This is a genomic window from Wolbachia endosymbiont (group A) of Melitta haemorrhoidalis (assembly GCF_964273365.1).
GTDB lineage: Bacteria > Pseudomonadota > Alphaproteobacteria > Rickettsiales > Anaplasmataceae > Wolbachia > Wolbachia pipientis.
Window position 1 is genome coordinate 1014023 of record NZ_OZ187004.1, and the last position, 16654, is coordinate 1030676.

A 16654-nucleotide genomic window follows, 5' to 3' on the forward strand; every position below is an offset into this window, starting at 1 on the left:
AGTGGACCACAAGAAAAATAAGCAGTAGAGAATCAGCAAATAAAGAGCTACTCGAAGCTATTCAAAAAATATATCAAGTTTCTAAATGTAGATATGGAGCTCCTAAAATTCATGCTGAATTGAAGGCTTTGGGTAAAAGTTGCAATTTGAAAACGGTGCAAAGTATTATGCAGAAAAATGACATCAGGGCTATACTGAAAAGAAAGTTTAAAATTAAAAAACAACAAACAGATAATAGAGCTGTAGCTCCCAATATACTAGATCAAAACTTTATTGTTGATCAACCAAATAAAGTATGGGATTACTTACATCAAAACCAAGGAGGGATGGCTATATTTGGCAGCAATAATTCTCACGTATGGTAGTTAATGAGTAGTGCAATAAATAAACAATTGGTTATGAACTCTTTATTAATGGCCATTAATAGGCGTAAACCTGTTAAAAATCTACTGCTGCACAGTGACCAAGGTTCACAATATACTGCGCAAGGGTATCAATATCTCTTAGCTGTAAAGAATATAGATGAGTAATAAAGGCTGTTGTTACGACAATTCTGTTGCAGAAAGCTTCTTTAGCTCATTGAAAAGAGAAATACTTATTGATACTTCACAACACTCTGCTCAACAAACTAGAACTGCAATATTTGAATACATAGAAATTTTTTATAACAAACAACGTCACTATTAACTATTGCATTCCAGAACAATTTGATGCATCATTCTTTTTGTAAAAAACATTCCACACTTTCTCTCCACTTTTTCTGGGTAAGGTCACTTTTCCACTGATCATATTTAATCGCCATAACTTTACTCCTACTTTAACAATATTTTAATTATCATATATTATGGCAAGAAAGTCAACCCTACCTAATTTTGCTTAGTAAGCACACTAACTATGAAACAATCTATATTACCATCAAAAACAGAATTTATATTGCCCACTTCATGTCCGGTTCTTAAATCCTTCACCATTTGATATGGATGCATAACGTACGATCTGATCTGATTGCCCCAGCCTATATCGCATTTTTTACCATATTCTTCAGCCATTTTCTGTTCTTTTTTTTCCAGTTCAATTTGGTATAAACGTCCTTTAAGTAATTTTAACGCCTCATCTTTATTTCTGTGTTGAGAACGACCATTTTGGCATTGAACTACAACACCAGTTGGAATATGCGTAATGCGTACCGCACTTTCAGTCTTGTTCACATGCTGACCGCCTGCTCCGGAAGCACGATAGGTGTCGATCTTTAGATCCTTTTCATCCACAGCAATATCAATTGAATCTTCTATCACTGGAGTTACTCCTACACTTGCAAAACTGGTATGACGTTTACCATTTGCATCAAATGGCGATATTCTAACCAGCCTGTGAATTCCACTTTCACTTTTTGCCCACCCATAAGCTTTTTCTCCAACGATTTTTATCATTGCGGACTTTATACCAACCGACTCTCCTTCTAATTTTTCTACAACTTCAACTTTAAAGTTATGATAAATTTCTGCCCACCTTACATACATGCGCATCAGCATTTCAGCCCAATCATTGCTCTCTGTTCCACCAGCTCCTGAGTGGATTTCTAAAAAGCAGTTATTATTATCTGCTTCACCAGTAAATAAGGACTCTGTTTCTTTATACTTGATTAATTTCTCTAGCTTAGCTAATTCATTTTCAACTTCAGAGAAAAATTCTTCATCATTTTCATCAATAGCAGACTTCATTAAGCTGATGGCATCGTTGTAATCGCTTTCCAGCTTTAAAAACGACTCTACGTCATTTTTAATTTTAGAACGTTCTTTTAAAACTTCTTGTGCTTTTTGGTTATCTTGCCATAGGTCATCATTCGACGCTTGGGAGTCAAGCTCTTCAAGACGCAACTTTAATTTTTCTATGTCAAAGACACCTCCTGATAAGAGAAATACTTTTATTTAAGCTTTGAAAGTGTTCAAGAATTTCTGGATAAGTTTTCATTATACTTTAGATTTTAATATATTTACTATCAATAACAATAACAGTAAACAAAATAGAAATTTAACCATATGATAGTTAATTTAAATAATTTCATTATGCTTTAATGTTTAAGGAAATCAAGCGCGTATATTTATTAAAAAACAAGGTAAAGTAATGAATATTGAAATAAGTTCCCATTATGGTTTAGACAAAAAGGCTATTGATGACTTAATAGAGTCACTTGATAACGAGGAGCTAGAGAATGTTCGTAATATTGTAAAAACGATAGACAGTGTTCAGTTAGCTTATTTTTTATCTACTTCGATCAGTGATCACAGGGAGAAATTAGTTAATATCCTCGATCAACATTTGTTAAGTGATGCCCTAGTGCATGTAGTGCCAGATTTACAAATAGAGATCATAGAAACATTGGGAATAGAAAATACAGCAAAGTTACTAATGCTCCTTGATGTAGAAGATATAGTAACCATAGTGAAAGATTTAGATAGAAAGTCTGTAGAAAATATACTTTACTATTTGCCCAGCAAAACTCAGAAATCGGTAGAGGAGTTGCTATCATATCCAGAAGAAAGTGCAGGAAGGTTAATACATAAAGATATGGTTATAGCTCCATATTATTGGACAATAAATCAACTGACAGAATTTGTGTGCAACTATAAAAAAATACCAGAAAAATTTCACCAGATATTCATTATCAACTCAAAATTAGAGCCTATAGGCAGTGTTAATTTAAATAAGGTAATATCTCACTCAGGAGACACAATAATAAAAGAGATAATGGATCATGACATAAAAATCATTAAAACTGGAATAGACCAAGAGGAAGTAGCAAGAATATTTAAAGATTACTCTCTATTATCGGCTCCGGTAGTAAATAAGAATGGTAAAATTATTGGTGTGATCTTAATTGAAGATGTGATAAAAGTTGTTCAACAAGAAACAGAAGAGGATGTACTCAAAATAAGCGGTGTATCTTCTAAAGCCGATATAAATGCCCCTATACATAAAACTATAATTAAAAGGCTACCTTGGTTACTGTTTAACCTCTTAGCTGCAACAATGTGTTCCATAGTAGTTGGCTTTTTCGATGATGTAATAAAAAGTTTTATAGTGCTGCCAATAATCATGCCGATAATTGCATCAATGAGCGGAAATGCAGGATCCCAAACAGTAACGCTAACCATCCGGGCAATCGCAACAAAATATCTAACTGAGCAAAATGTAAAAAGAATACTGATGAAAGAATTTTTAATAGGTCTTATAAACGGGGTGATCTTATCTACTATTTCATTAGTAGTGTTAGCAATAAGGTTTCACAACTTCAAAGTGGAGATGATTTTTGTGGTCTCCATGATTATGATGTCAATTATTGCAACGTTCATCGGAACTTTCATTCCTATAATGCTTCATCGCTTAAAGTCTGACCCTGCCGTTTCTTCTTCAATCCTAACATCGGCAACAACTGATATTCTCTCAGCTTTTATATTTCTTGGTTTAGCTACGATCTTTTTATTAAATAGCTAATACTATCTATAGCTATACCGCCGCGAACCGTCATGCCGCGATTCATTCGCGGTATCTCTTAGCATAGATCCCGCTAACAAGTAGCGGGATGACGAGAAAGGGGCTACTTGGATGACATTCTTCCTGGTGTGCCCAAATCACAATGTTCGTACATCTGTGGATTTATTCGCGGTATAGATTCCGCTAACGAGTAGCGGAATGACGGTTTTTCAAATTGTCGTAAGTCAGTTTAGCTATAATATCAAATTTCACAACTTCACCAACTATTTCTTTCTATTAAATAAGAATAAATTGCCTATACAAAAATAGATTGGCAATATTTCAAGTCTGCCAAGCAGCATTAAAAACGATAGAAATAATTTTACTTCATTACTGAAAGAGGAATAATTACCCGAAGGACCTATTAAATTACTAAATCCCGGGCCAGAGTTTGTAAGCGTTGCAGAGACTGAACTGATGCTAGTTATAAAGTCTGCATTGCTTAAGTAAGACATCACTATTGATGAAATGGTAAACGTTAACATGAAAATTGCAAAAAATATAAAGACAGAGTGAACTTCATCATTCTCCAGAATTTTTCCATTGAATTTTACTCCATTGTCTGCATCAGGGTTTAATAAAAGGTAAAAGTAATTTCTTATAGACCTTAAAAGAACAATCAAGCGGAAGATTTTGACACCACCACTTGAAGAACCACTACATCCACCAACAAAGGTGAGAAAAAAAGCTAAGACTGAAATGAAACTCCAATCTATATGATTACAGATTGCATAACCAGTTGACGTAATCAAGGAAGTGATGGTAAATGTGCTGCATCTAAATGATAATGACACTCCTAAATCAACATTTTTATACAACCAAAAACAAGCAAATAAAGATGAAACAATAGCTATCTTAAAAAAGTAAGAGACCTGCTCATCATAGCAAATGTCTAACCGTCTTATGATTTTTAAATAGCTAAGAAAAGGCAGAGAACCCAAAATCATAAAAACGATCGTTATGGCTTCTAGTATGGGATTATTATAGTGCCCTATAGAATCATTATAGTTAGCAAATCCACCAGTTGATACAGCAGACATTCCGTGACATATTGCATCAAATAGTGGCATACCAGCTAGATAATAGGAAAATATACATAACAAAATTAAGCCATAATATATTGCCGTAACATGAATCACTACGCTTCGCGTATTCGGCAACTTCCTTTTGGTAGCATCTGAATATTCAGAATAAAGTAAATTATTTAGGCTGAGAACCTTAAACATAGGAAAAACTGCAATTCCTAAAGTGATTACACCAAAACCCCCCATGCCATGTAGCATTGCTCTCCACAGCAGTATTCCCGGAGATTGCTTTTCAATATCATTAAATATAGTTGCTCCTGTGGTTGTGATGCCAGATATCGTTTCAAACAATGCATCAACATAGCTCAGATTATCAAAATAGAAAGGAATAGCTGCAAACAGAGACAAGGCAATCCAGGTGCAACTAGTAATCGCAAAAATTGCCGGCATGCCATACAATCTACTTAATTTACCGAGTAAAATAAAAATTGCGCCAGATGTGCAGGTAATTATGAATCCAGCGAGAAAATTTTTCCATTCGTAGCTGAGATACTTATTGGTAATAGCAGGAATAAGCATTGCTAAGCTAAACAGCAATAGGAATATTCCCACAATAAATACAATTGAACGCAAATTTTGTAAACGTTGATGATTTTTCATAGAATTACTTCCTCGCTATACAAAGCCATAAAAGCTACTCTAACGTCAAGCATTTTGTTGGCCTTTATTAACAGTTATTAACAATATACTTGATTTACTTGTAAATATGTGTGATAATTAAATTTTTATTAGAGGTAAGATATGGTTGAATTAACTGATGCACAAGAAGAAATTCTAGGTTCATTAAGACAGGCAGTCAGGAATGACAATTTTCAAGAAGTCCAGAACGTACTCGACAATAAGGAACATAATGATATACAAGCAGTTTTGAGCCACGAGGGGACTCTGACTAGTGACAAAGGTACCATTTTAAATGATGTTATTGACTGTTCTAATGCTAGCGTTAACACTAAAGTCGAGATCATTGAACTAATTTGGCAGAAAGCTGATCAAAAAACTCATGATTTTTTGTGTGATTACAAGGTAACAAAATCTTTTGAAGATCAACCATATTTTACGGATACAATAGATGATCTTAAACGCTTTCAAGGAAAATTTGACCCTCATAGCACAGAATATTTTGCTCTTGCACGAGTTGTTCAAAAAATAGAAGATCACAAGTGGGTAATGGATCTTGATATGGCACTAAGGCGTGCAATAAGAAGTCTTAATGTTGATCAAGTTAAAACAGCACTAGAGAATTGCGGTGAAGATGTAGAAAGTGTTTTGACGCGAAATGTATATTGGAGTGATGCTACTGATATTGATTGCTTGTTAATTTATCCTCTGATGGTTGACTATGAAAGAAATCTTGGCAAAGAAGAATTTGAAAAGATAAAAGAGATCACTAAACTTCTTTGGGATAAAGCTTCCCCTGATGTTCGTAACTTCTGGCTTGAAGACCACATGGTTAATAGAGAAGGTCAAAATACAGAAGATAACTATATAATAGGTTCTCTTGAAAAGCAACAAAAAGAGTATGCTAATATAGCTGGTGAGGGATGGCTTGAAGACTTTATTCAAGAAGTTAAGGGTTATAAAAAGGACAGAGAAATAAAGCTTAATGAATACAAAGGGAAGATCGCTCTAGGCGTTGTTGGACTATGCGTAGTTGGTGCTATTGCAGCCTATGTGCTGGCATATCCTGTAGTTGCATTAGTTTTAGAAGTTTCAGCAGTTTCAGCATTGGCTGTACTAGCTTATATTGGAGGAGTTTGTGAGAAATCAGAAAGTCCAAATACGAAAAGTTTGAACCCGGTTGTTTCTGGGTGTTGCAACAACGCAGAACTGCCTAATCAGTAATCCATTGTCATCCCAGCGCGCCGCGCTGGGTCTGACTACGCTAGAACAAAGAATATAAAAGAAACGTTGCCGTCACGTTATATCATAAACCTTTGCTGAAGCTTTCTTTATATCTTCACTTGAAAGTGGAATTAGACCAAGCCTAGATAGGTACCCATCTTCAATGCCGATCGAATCTATAATTTCTTTTACGAATTCTCTTAATCCATCAACAGTATCCAAGTGTTCCCTCTTTATGTAAAGGTATAGAGGTCTTGCTAATATATATTTTCCCGATGATATATTTTCGTAAGTTGGCTCAATTCCTGCAATTGTGCTCCCTTGTATTTTATCTTGATTCCTCATTAAAAAGCTGAAACTAAATATCCCTAAGGCGTTCTTGTTACTTTTCAATTTTTGTATTATTATATTTTCATTAATTCCAACTTCTATATACCTTCCGTCATCCCTTATATTACCACATGCTTTCTTTCTTTCTTCCTGATCTTTATAATTCTCTTTGAAAATTCTCGAGTTCATGCATGAATATTGATCAAGCATAATAGAATTAACCAAAGTTTCGTATGTACCTGTATTTTGATGTGGACCATAAATTTCAATTTCTGTTTTTGGTAAGGCTTGATTGACATTAGACCAAAACTTCTTATTATTTTTTACTAATTTATCATTTTCTTGAGAATATGCAGATAAAGTTTCAAATAAGTCCTTCTTTGTGAAATCAAATCTATGGCTTTGATTTGAATTTGCAATGACAACTCCATCATAGCCAATGATGATTTCTATCACTTCATTAATTTTATTCCTTTTACATAGTTCTCTTTCTACTTCCTTCATAGGGCGAGATGAAGTGGTGATGTCTGGCGTGTCTTCCCCTATTCCTGAGCAAAACATTTTGAATCCTGATCCACTTCCTATCGATTCCACAACTGGAGTCTTAAAGGAGAATACACGGTTGAACTCTTCGGCTATAAACGAGATAAAAGGAAAAACAGTTGAAGATCCAACAATTCTGATGTATTTCCTGGCATCAGCATTTGATAGCGGCGTGAATAATACGAATACAAAAATCAGGAGAAAGTTTCTAAGCATTATTTTTAGTTAAGAACATAAATCTAATTATTGTAATAAAAAATCAAACTGAAAAGCTTTAATTGCATGACAAAAGCTACAGTTTACATTTAAATTTTATTTTATATTATTGTAAGTATTACACAACTTTAAGGGGCAATTATGGCAGTTATGCCAGATAAATGGATAAGAGAAAAAGCTGAAAATTTTGGAATGATAGAGCCTTTTGTGAATCACAAAAGCAGCAAAGGTGTTATATCTTTCGGACTATCATCTTATGGTTACGATGCAAGAGTGGATAATAAATTTAAAATTTTTACTAACGTTAATTCAGCTATCGTGGACCCTAAAAATTTTTCTGAGAATAGTTTTATAGATAAGGAAACAGATGTATGCATAATTCCACCAAATAGTTTCGTACTTGCAAGTACAGTGGAATATTTTCGTATACCAAGGAATGTACTGGTCATTTGTGTTGGTAAATCAACTTACGCAAGGTGTGGAATTATAGTAAACGTTACTCCCTTAGAACCTGGATGGGAAGGTCATGTCACACTCGAATTCTCAAACACCACTCCGCTTCCTGCGAAAATTTACGCTAATGAAGGCGCATGCCAATTCGTATTTTTAAGCGGCGAAAGTGAATGCGAGAAATCATATGATGATATGAAAGGAAAATATATGAATCAGCATGGTATCACTTTGCCGCTGGTGAAGTGATTGCCATGAGAGTGGTAATTTTTCACTTCCGTACTTTTTCATTGTTGCTTACAATAATTATAGCTACACCATGTGCTTTTCTTAATTAAAAACTTCAATTATTAATTGTAAGTTACTGAATTTCTTATCATAGTATCTGTCATCCCAGTACCACTTTCTTGTCATCCAAGTAGCGTGACACTTGGATCTTTTCTCAACAATTTCAAAAAAATCTATCAAAAGGAGGATTACCATGTCTACAATAATTTTATCATCAATTTTTGGTCAAGCAGGCAGCATTTTTGGTCCAATTGGCCGGATTATCGGCTCAGAACTCGGTGCTCTTCTTGGTGCACAGCTAGATGGGGCAATGTTCGGCCTTGATGCCGAGCAAAAAGTAACGCATGGTGCGAGACTAAAAAATCTGCAAGTTCAAACCTCAACCTACGGCAGAACGATTCCAATTATCTATGGCACTGCTCGTGTTGCAGGGAACATTATTTGGTCACAGCCAATAAAAGAAGAGGCGATAACCACCAAAAGCAAAATTGGAAGAGGTATGAACGTTACATATAATTACTACGCAACGCTTGCAATTGCGATCTGCAAGGGGAAAGTAGAAAAATTAAACAGAATCTGGGCAGATACAACATCACTTAGCTTTGATGAAATAGATTATACTTTTTACAGCGGCAGAGAAGACCAAAATCCTGATCCATTTATGTCATCAATTGAAGGAGAGGGGAATGTGCCGGCTTATAGGGGAATATCTTACATAGTCATCAAGAATTTTCCTTTAGCAGACTATAACAATCGCGTCCCGATATTTACATTTGAAGTGCGAACTGCATTAAAGCCCGTTGGGTTTTCAATAGCGGAAAATATTCGGAATATCAATATCATACCAGGTTCAGGTGAGTTTGTATATGATACAAAAATACAGAAGAAAATCGCGCAAGAGAAAATAAGCAGCAACCAATATATCCCATATGGGCTGGCGCAAAGGGTAAATCACAACAACCACACTAAAAAGAGCGATGCAGTGCTTTCTTTGGATCAATTAAAAGAAGATTTGCCAAATGTTGAGTTGGTGTCGGTGGTAGTCAATTGGTTTGTGAATGATCTGAACATTAAAGATTGTAAAATATATCCTGCAGTTGAATTTCAAGATGATTCCGCAATATTACCTGATGATTGGCAAGTAGGGGGTGTAACCAGAGATAATGCTCAGCTAATTTCAAAAGATGCGAGTGGAAACCCAAGGTATGGTGGCACAGTTAGTGATGCAGCGTTAACTAGATATATAGAAGAGCTACACAGCAGAGGTTATAAGGTGATGCTCTATCCGATGCCCTTGCTTGACACAAAGAACAAAGAGTGGCGAGGAAAATTGAGCAGGACCCCTGGGAATATAAGTGATTTTTTTGAGAATCAATATAACAAATTTATAGAGCATTATGCAAGCATTGCCAAACAGACTAAAGTGGAAGGGTTTATCATCGGGTCTGAGTTTGTCCAGCTTACCAGAGTAAAAGATGCTCAAGGTAATTATCCTGTGGTGATAGAGCTGGTCAAACTTGCAAAACAGATAAAACTTAATCTTGGAAAAGAAGTAACAGTTACCTACGCTGCAGATTGGAGCGAATACCATTCATATGATGGTTGGTATAATATGGATGAACTGTGGTCTTCAGAGTATATCGACGTTGTTGGCATAGATGCTTATTTTCCACTGACTGATGGTCCAGAGCCTCCTTTTGGTTATTCCGCGGAAGATGTAATGGGTGGTTGGAGCAGTGGAGTGGGGTATGATTATTTCTATGATTACTCAAAGAGTGAACCTGAAAAAGTAAAGTATAACGACAGCAGGTATGCGTGGAAAAATATAGAGAAATGGTGGAGTGAAACTCACATAAATCCAGGTGGTAGTAAAACGAAATGGCAACCAAAAATGAAAAAAATATGGTTTACTGAGTATGGATTTCCCAGTATGAACGGCTGCACTAATGAGCCAAATGTGTTTGTTGATAAAGGCAGCATAGAGAGCAAATATCCACGATATTCAAACGGAGAGGTGAGCTTTCTTTCGCAAAAAATTGCAATTGAAGGAACGCTAAAGAAGTGGCAAAGCTCGGAAATGGTAGAAAAAATGTTTCTCTGGGCATGGGATGCAAGGCCATTTCCTTATTTCCCCAATTTGTGTGATATGTGGACTGACTGCCATAATTGGCAGACAGGACATTGGATTCAGGGAAAGCTTTCACAGCTTAATATTTCCGATGTTTTATCGGATCTATTACAAAAAGCAGGTTTAAAAAGCGATCAGTTCGATACGAGTGATGTTAAAGGATTATTGTCTGGATATGTAATAAATGACCAGCAATCGGTACGTTCAATTATTAAAATGCTGCAAAGTTGCTATTTTTTTGATGTGGTTGAACAGGACTCTAAACTGAAATTTGTCCAAAAGGGCAGGGGAGTTACAACTGTAATGCCAATTGGTGAAATGGTTTTCAATAACAGTTCAAAGTCGATGCAACTTGTTAATATTAGTCAACTGGATTTAAACAATAAAGTTAACATCGTTTACTTTAACCGCAATTTTGGCTATCCAATTGATGTTAAATATGCTGAGTTGCCAAAGCAAGGCACTGCTATAACAGTTGAAATACCACTCATTATGGAGGAGGGAGAGGCGCAAAATATCGCTGAGGTTTTACTTTATTCTTCGTGGCAAGAGAGAAATATATACAATTTTAAGCTACCGATAAAATATGCATGGCTTGCGCCAAGTGATGTAATGACGATTTTAGACGGTGAGAAAAAGCATACGGTGAGAATTATAAAAACAAAATTTGAAAGCATGTCCATTCAAGTAAGTGGTGTTGGTTATGACAGCTCCATATATAAGCTTTCTTTTCCTTCAACAAGGTCACTTATGCTGAAGGAATACCCTCCCTCTCACATTAGCAAAACCATTGTAGAAATGATAGATTTACCGGATATTAAAGGTAATAGTGCAAGCTTTACTTTAATTAGTGAGGAAAAGAATTGGAAGGGAGCAACACTCTTTATTTCGTACAACGATAAGGATTATAAGCCTATTGCAAGCACAAACAAGCAGTCTACTTACGGATATGTAATGGAATCTACCGACGAGGGGCTTATAGTAGTGCTACGTTTTGGTAAGCTGCTAGGAATTATCGATTCAAATTCAGCATTAATCGGAAAAGAGGTAATAAAATTCCAGAGTGCTGAACTTATAGATAAAAATAAATATAAGCTTAGTAACCTAATCAGAGGACAAGAAGGTACTAAAGAGTATCAGCACACTGCAGGTGAAAAATTTGTTCTACTTGACGATTCAATAATATCTTTCGAAGTGCAAAGGGGAAAAAAGTTTTACCTAAAAGCAGTGACTTACGGTGACTCGCTGGAAAATACGGAAGTGAAAGTGATAAATTCATTTAGTAATTGAAATTTAATAAAGTAAGTGCTGGAATTAATATACAGGTATTAATGGTAGAGATATAACATGTCAAAGGAAATGGTCAATGCGTTGAAAGCTGAAGTGAAGAAGCTCAAATATGCTGATTTCAAAGCTAACACTTGGGACGAAGTAATTTCTGGTGAGGGAACATATAAGGATCTTAATAGAACACACGGCCTTGCTATTAACGGACAAAAAATAACTAACGAATTTATTAACAATCTGTATTCAAAACATAAAAATCTAATTCTACGGGATGAAAACGGAAAAGGGAATTATCGTCCATTTCTCAGACAAATTTTTACAGAAATGTTTAAACACGTTGGTGCAACAATTCCCAATAACTCTATTATTGAGGAGTTAATAAATAACTATTATCAGGGCGGATATACTCATTTTCTTCCTAATGATATGAGTCAAGCTCTTGGATCTTTTCATTTGTCAACGCAAAGCAACTGTATGACAAGAGAGTATATTATGGATTGTCGTGAACCCAATTGTATAAAGCTTAGTTTTAGCATGAAATATACAAAAATGCTTAACTATGATGATTATACATATATCGAAACACCAGGTTTTTGCAGTTCAGCGGAGTTTAAACTGAAATGTGAAGATAAAAATGTAACATATGAAGATGGTAAAGTACTTCTTACCATTCCTAAAGAGCTAAAAAACTACAAAGTAAGTGGTAAGAATTTGTTTGATGTTATTGTTGAATATTTTCAGAAGCTTTGCGAAAAATTGGGCTTTAAATTTGAGACAAAAGTGGAACATAGCCTTGGTGAACCACTAAAGGTAGTAAGTGAGGCAAATGCATCTTCTGTTGAAGACTTAAAGCTTAAAGTGAATAATCAAAGGTAAGATATTGAAATTCGTGCTTTTCATGATTTTAGCTTAAGATTTCAGTGTCAAAGCACATAACTGTACGAACATTGTGATTTGAATCCACTAGGAGGGTGTCATCTAAGTAGCCTCCTTCTCCTGTCATCCCAGTGCCATGACTACTTGGATCCAGAAACTTAATTGCAAGTAAGTAAACTGCTTTGATGAAATTGTATAATGGAAACTAGATCCAAGTAGTCATGGCACTGCCCTACTGGATAGAGCCTTCACAGGCTTTTTCTTGAATAGCTACTCTTAATTTCAGTAGTTAATTTAATATACTAATGAAAAAAATACATTATAATTAAGTATATTTAATCCAGTAAATCATTAAGTGAAAACAGCTCTTTCGCAAAATATCATCTCTCTTATTATGATATTGTCTGTAGCAATTGTCGATATGGCAACTGACCTATACTCAGTTGCACTACCAAGCATTGCCAATTATTTTAAAGTAGAAGGCAGTGTAGTGCAGCTTACAATTAGCTTAAATCTAGTTGGATTTGCGGTATCTGGCTTAATTTATGGTCCATTATCGGACCATTATGGTAGGCGTCCAATGATGCTGATTGGTATGACAATTTTTACTTTGGCAAGTGTCATGTGTTATATAGCCGACAGTATTATGCTCTTGATACTAATTCGCTTCATACAAGGGGCAGGAGCTGGTGTTGCAGGTGTTGTTGGGTATGCAGCAATAAGGGATATGTACTCGGGTAGTGAATACTCGAGAGTAATTTCAAAATTAAATATGGTTGTGGCACTCTCACCTGGAATAGCTCCAGTGGTGGGCAGTTATATAATTTCACATGGGTATCATTGGAAATTTTTGTTTTTTATTATGTCACTCGCGGCAATTGCTATACTTATTTTTATCTACTTTAAGTTACAAGAAACACTCACTGTAAATAAAAATGAAACCAGTATAACTAACATAACTACTAATATCTTCAAGCAATATATATCAATATTTAGAAATTATCGTTTCCTTGGGTTTTCAGCCATTCATGGATTAACTTTCATGTGGCTTTGGGCATACATTGCTAACTACCCGTTCATATTTGAATCGATGGGCATTGAAGTACAGTATTTTGGCTACCTCATATCGATCATAGTCATATTTTACATAATTGGAACTTTAATTAATAGAAGGTATGTACCAAAAGTAGGGGTTAGCAAAATGCTAATAATAGGTTTGGTGTTACCGATAATATCCGATAGTTTATTGGTATATTTTTATTTCGCGGACAAGTTGAATATATTCATTCTTCAAACTGCTTGGATTCCAGCCAATATCGGACTTGCATTAATAATAAGCAATAACGTAACTTCTGCTTTAGAAACGATCAAAGGTATAGGGCTTGGTAGTGCAGTTCTCTCATTCTGCAATATGATGTTTGGGGCTATTGGAATATATATAGTAGGAAAATTTTTTCGCTATGGTATTTTACCAAATTTACTATTAACAATAGCATGCTCTACAATTGCAATTCTTATGTACAGCCAGCTCAAATGTACTGAAAAACACAGGGAATAACCATTATTTGCGTGATCCAGAGCTCATGGGTTATTAATGACTTTATCATGATAATATAATTTTACAGGGGGTGAGAGCTCATAGATTATTAACGACTTTATCATAACAATATAGTTTTACAGGAGGTATGGGATGAGTAATTTACAAAGTATAAATAATGATTGGTTTTCTGCTGTTATAAAAGGTAATACTAATAAAGTAAAGCGTCTAATAAGTGAAGGAGCTGAGGTTAATGCAGTAGATGAATATAACATGACTCCTTTACATTATGCTGCTACGAATGGCGATGCAGAGATAGTAAAAGATCTATTGGATAATGGGGCAGATGTTAATGCAGTAGGTCAAGATGAAAAGACTCCTTTACATTGGGCTGCTGCACATGGCCGTAAAGATGCAGTAGATGCCCTACTGAAAGTAAAAGGGATCGATGTTAATGCACAAGATAAAGATGGAAAGACTCCTTTACATTGGGTTGCTGAAAATGGCCATAAAGAAGTAGCAGAAGCCCTACTGCAAGTAAAAGGGATCGATGTTGATGCACAAGATAAAGATGGAAAGACTCCTTTACACTTTGCTGCTGAAAGTGGTTATCAGCAGGTGGTGCAAGCTCTATTGGATAAAGGGGCAGATGTTAATGCAGTAGATGATGATGGAAAGACTCCTCTACATTGGGCTGCTGAAAATGGCCATGCAGAGATAGTAAAAGATCTATTGGACAAAGGGGCAAATGTTAATGCAGAGGATGATAATGGAAATACTCCTTTAGGTTTAGCCGCTGATGAAGAAATAAAAACTCTATTGCAATCCGCAGAAGAATCTGATGATGCTAGTCCAGTATTGCAAGATGATGAAGAAGAAAGCCAAGTTCCACAAAATGCTGCTTTATTTGAGGCTGTTGAAAGAGGTGATATTGATGGATTAAAGCGTCTAATAAGTGAAGGAGCAGATGTTAATGCTTTAGATGGAAACAGATTTACTCCTTTACGGCATGCTATTGCCAAAGGAAACAAAGATATGGTCTCGCTTTTAATTGATAGCAAAGCAGATGTTAATGCACAGTCTGAAACTGGACGCGCTCTTTTACATGTTGCTGTTGACGAAGCCAACAAAACGCAACCACTCGATACAAGCATAATAGAAGCTCTATTAAAAGTAGAAGGAATCAACGTTAATGCAGTAGATAAAGATGGAAAGACTCCTTTACATGAAGCTGCTAAAAGTTACAATCAGCAAATAGTAACAGTTCTATTAGAAGCAAAAGGAATTTATGTTACTCCACTAGATAATACTCGCAGCACTCCTTTAAATCTTGCCTCTCAACAAGGCAGGCAACATATAGTAAAAATTCTAGAAGAAACGCAAAAGGACATCGAAGCTTTGTATTCAGCCGTTAAAAGTGATAATTATGAGGAAGTTCAAAGTCTATTAAGTAAAAAAGTAAACGTTAATTCAATAGACAACGATGGAAAAACTCTTTTACATTTTGCTGCTATAAAGGGCAATGTAGAAATAGTAAGAGCTCTAATACAAACAGGGGCAGATGTTAATATAGCAGATAAAGATGGAAGGGTTCCTTTATTTGAAGCTGCTTTCTATGGTCATAAAGATGCAACTGAAGTTTTATTAAATAATGGAGCAAAGGTTGATACAGTAATGGAATCACTTCTTCAGAGTATGATGGAATATAATTACAATAGTAGCCATAAAGATATAGTTAAAGCTTTATTAAACAAGGGAGCAAATGCTGATGCAGTAGATTCATATGGACATACTCTTTTGCATTGGGCTGCTAGAGAAGGTTATACGGATATAGCAGAACTTTTATTAGAAAAAGGAGCGAATGTTAATATACAAGATAACGATCTATGGACTCCTTTACATTTTGCTACAAAAAATAAAGTGTTTATGGGTTATGCAGATCGTCCAGCAAACGCCTCTGCGGAAACAGTAAAATTCTTAATAAAAAAAGGAGCAGATGTTAATATAGAAAATGAAGATGGAAATACTCCTTTCAAATTAGCCACTGATGAAGGAATAAAAACTCTATTGCAACCAGCAGAAAAATCTGATGATAGTTCAGCTGGTGGATCATCGACAGATAGTGAAGGGGGTCAAGAGGAAGAAAAACGAGTAGGTGATGATACTGAACTACAATCAGATAATAGCAAAGAAGGGGAAAAAACCAGCACCACCAGTGCAGAACAAGGAACTGATGTACAAGACAACGATGTAGGTCCTGTTGCTTCCACAGAACCTGCACAAACAGAAGAACAGCCGAGCTCTTTTTTTGGTAGTTTGTTTAGTATACTTATGAAGCCTTTTTCATTAATTGCATCATTTTTTGGTGGTTTTTTTTCATGGTTGTTTGGGTCTGACGAAGAAAAGTCTGACACACAACCTTATGATGATTCTTCTTCACCTGGGGTCGATCAATCAGTTGAACAAAATAATGGTGATCATAATGACCAGAGCAATGTGATTTGATAGTGATCTTCTACCGGAAAAGGTGTCATCCCA

The 16654-nt window shown here is 35.4% G+C and carries 14 protein-coding genes; 10 read left to right on the top strand and 4 right to left on the bottom strand.

What is annotated here, in order from left to right:
• Positions 1-17 precede the first annotated feature (17 nt).
• Genes ACICPZ_RS05215 through ACICPZ_RS05225 form a run of 3 tightly spaced genes read left to right on the top strand, consistent with a single transcriptional unit; the run spans position 18 to position 687 of the window.
• A complete protein-coding gene (locus ACICPZ_RS05215; RefSeq protein ID WP_182319997.1) occupies positions 18-365 on the top strand; it encodes an IS3 family transposase in 348 nt (115 codons plus the stop codon).
• Positions 366-368: 3 nt separating this feature from the next.
• Complete coding sequence (locus tag ACICPZ_RS05220) at positions 369-530, top strand: DDE-type integrase/transposase/recombinase (protein ID WP_010082071.1); 162 nt, start codon at positions 369-371, stop codon at positions 528-530.
• Positions 523-687, top strand: a complete 165-nt coding sequence (locus ACICPZ_RS05225; protein WP_010082072.1) for an IS3 family transposase — start codon at positions 523-525, stop codon at positions 685-687. The genes ACICPZ_RS05220 and ACICPZ_RS05225 overlap by 8 nt, the downstream gene beginning before the upstream one ends.
• A gap of 179 nt (positions 688-866) precedes the next feature.
• Here ACICPZ_RS05225 and prfB read toward each other — a convergent pair.
• Positions 867-1971 (bottom strand): peptide chain release factor 2 gene (prfB, locus tag ACICPZ_RS05230; protein WP_151808105.1). Its coding sequence is split into 2 segments (ribosomal slippage): positions 867-1895 and positions 1897-1971, totalling 1104 coding nucleotides; the frame shifts between segments, so codons are not numbered across the junction.
• Positions 1972-2124: 153 nt separating this feature from the next.
• Here prfB and mgtE point away from each other — a divergent pair.
• On the top strand, positions 2125-3495 hold the full coding sequence (mgtE, locus tag ACICPZ_RS05235; RefSeq protein ID WP_264373908.1) for a magnesium transporter: 1371 nt from the start codon (positions 2125-2127) through the stop codon (positions 3493-3495).
• A 263-nt stretch (positions 3496-3758) separates the two neighbouring features.
• On the opposite strand, the gene ACICPZ_RS05240 is transcribed toward mgtE, so the two are convergent.
• The gene (locus ACICPZ_RS05240; protein ID WP_264373907.1) at positions 3759-5219 is read right to left on the bottom strand and encodes a TrkH family potassium uptake protein; all 1461 of its coding nucleotides are present in this window, start codon (positions 5217-5219) and stop codon (positions 3759-3761) included.
• Positions 5220-5360: 141 nt separating this feature from the next.
• On the opposite strand from ACICPZ_RS05240, the gene ACICPZ_RS05245 reads away from it, so the two are divergent.
• The gene (locus ACICPZ_RS05245; protein ID WP_264373906.1) at positions 5361-6461 is read left to right on the top strand and encodes a hypothetical protein; all 1101 of its coding nucleotides are present in this window, start codon (positions 5361-5363) and stop codon (positions 6459-6461) included.
• Positions 6462-6533: 72 nt separating this feature from the next.
• Here the strand turns inward: ACICPZ_RS05245 and ACICPZ_RS05250 are convergent, their stop codons facing one another.
• On the bottom strand, positions 6534-7550 hold the full coding sequence (locus ACICPZ_RS05250) for a substrate-binding domain-containing protein (protein ID WP_070356802.1): 1017 nt from the start codon (positions 7548-7550) through the stop codon (positions 6534-6536).
• Positions 7551-7691: 141 nt separating this feature from the next.
• On the opposite strand from ACICPZ_RS05250, the gene dcd reads away from it, so the two are divergent.
• A complete protein-coding gene (gene dcd, locus ACICPZ_RS05255; protein WP_006280485.1) occupies positions 7692-8249 on the top strand; it encodes a dCTP deaminase in 558 nt (185 codons plus the stop codon).
• Positions 8250-8330: 81 nt separating this feature from the next.
• Here the strand turns inward: dcd and ACICPZ_RS05260 are convergent, their stop codons facing one another.
• Positions 8331-8468, bottom strand: coding sequence for a hypothetical protein (locus tag ACICPZ_RS05260; RefSeq protein WP_156518229.1), 138 nt, complete (start codon positions 8466-8468; stop codon positions 8331-8333).
• Between the two features lie 13 nt (positions 8469-8481).
• Between ACICPZ_RS05260 and ACICPZ_RS05265 the strand changes: the two genes are divergently transcribed.
• The 4 genes from ACICPZ_RS05265 (at position 8482) to ACICPZ_RS05280 (ending at position 16621) form a co-directional block, all read left to right on the top strand.
• Positions 8482-11706: a glycoside hydrolase TIM-barrel-like domain-containing protein gene (locus ACICPZ_RS05265; RefSeq protein WP_395462156.1), complete on the top strand. Its 3225-nt coding sequence runs from the start codon at positions 8482-8484 to the stop codon at positions 11704-11706.
• Positions 11707-11763: 57 nt separating this feature from the next.
• Positions 11764-12579 (top strand): hypothetical protein, encoded by an 816-nt coding sequence (locus tag ACICPZ_RS05270; protein WP_264373902.1) that lies wholly within the window; start codon positions 11764-11766, stop codon positions 12577-12579.
• A gap of 394 nt (positions 12580-12973) precedes the next feature.
• Positions 12974-14137, top strand: a complete 1164-nt coding sequence (locus ACICPZ_RS05275; protein WP_010082551.1) for a multidrug effflux MFS transporter — start codon at positions 12974-12976, stop codon at positions 14135-14137.
• A gap of 132 nt (positions 14138-14269) precedes the next feature.
• Complete coding sequence (locus ACICPZ_RS05280; protein ID WP_265042626.1) at positions 14270-16621, top strand: ankyrin repeat domain-containing protein; 2352 nt, start codon at positions 14270-14272, stop codon at positions 16619-16621.
• Positions 16622-16654 lie beyond the last annotated feature (33 nt).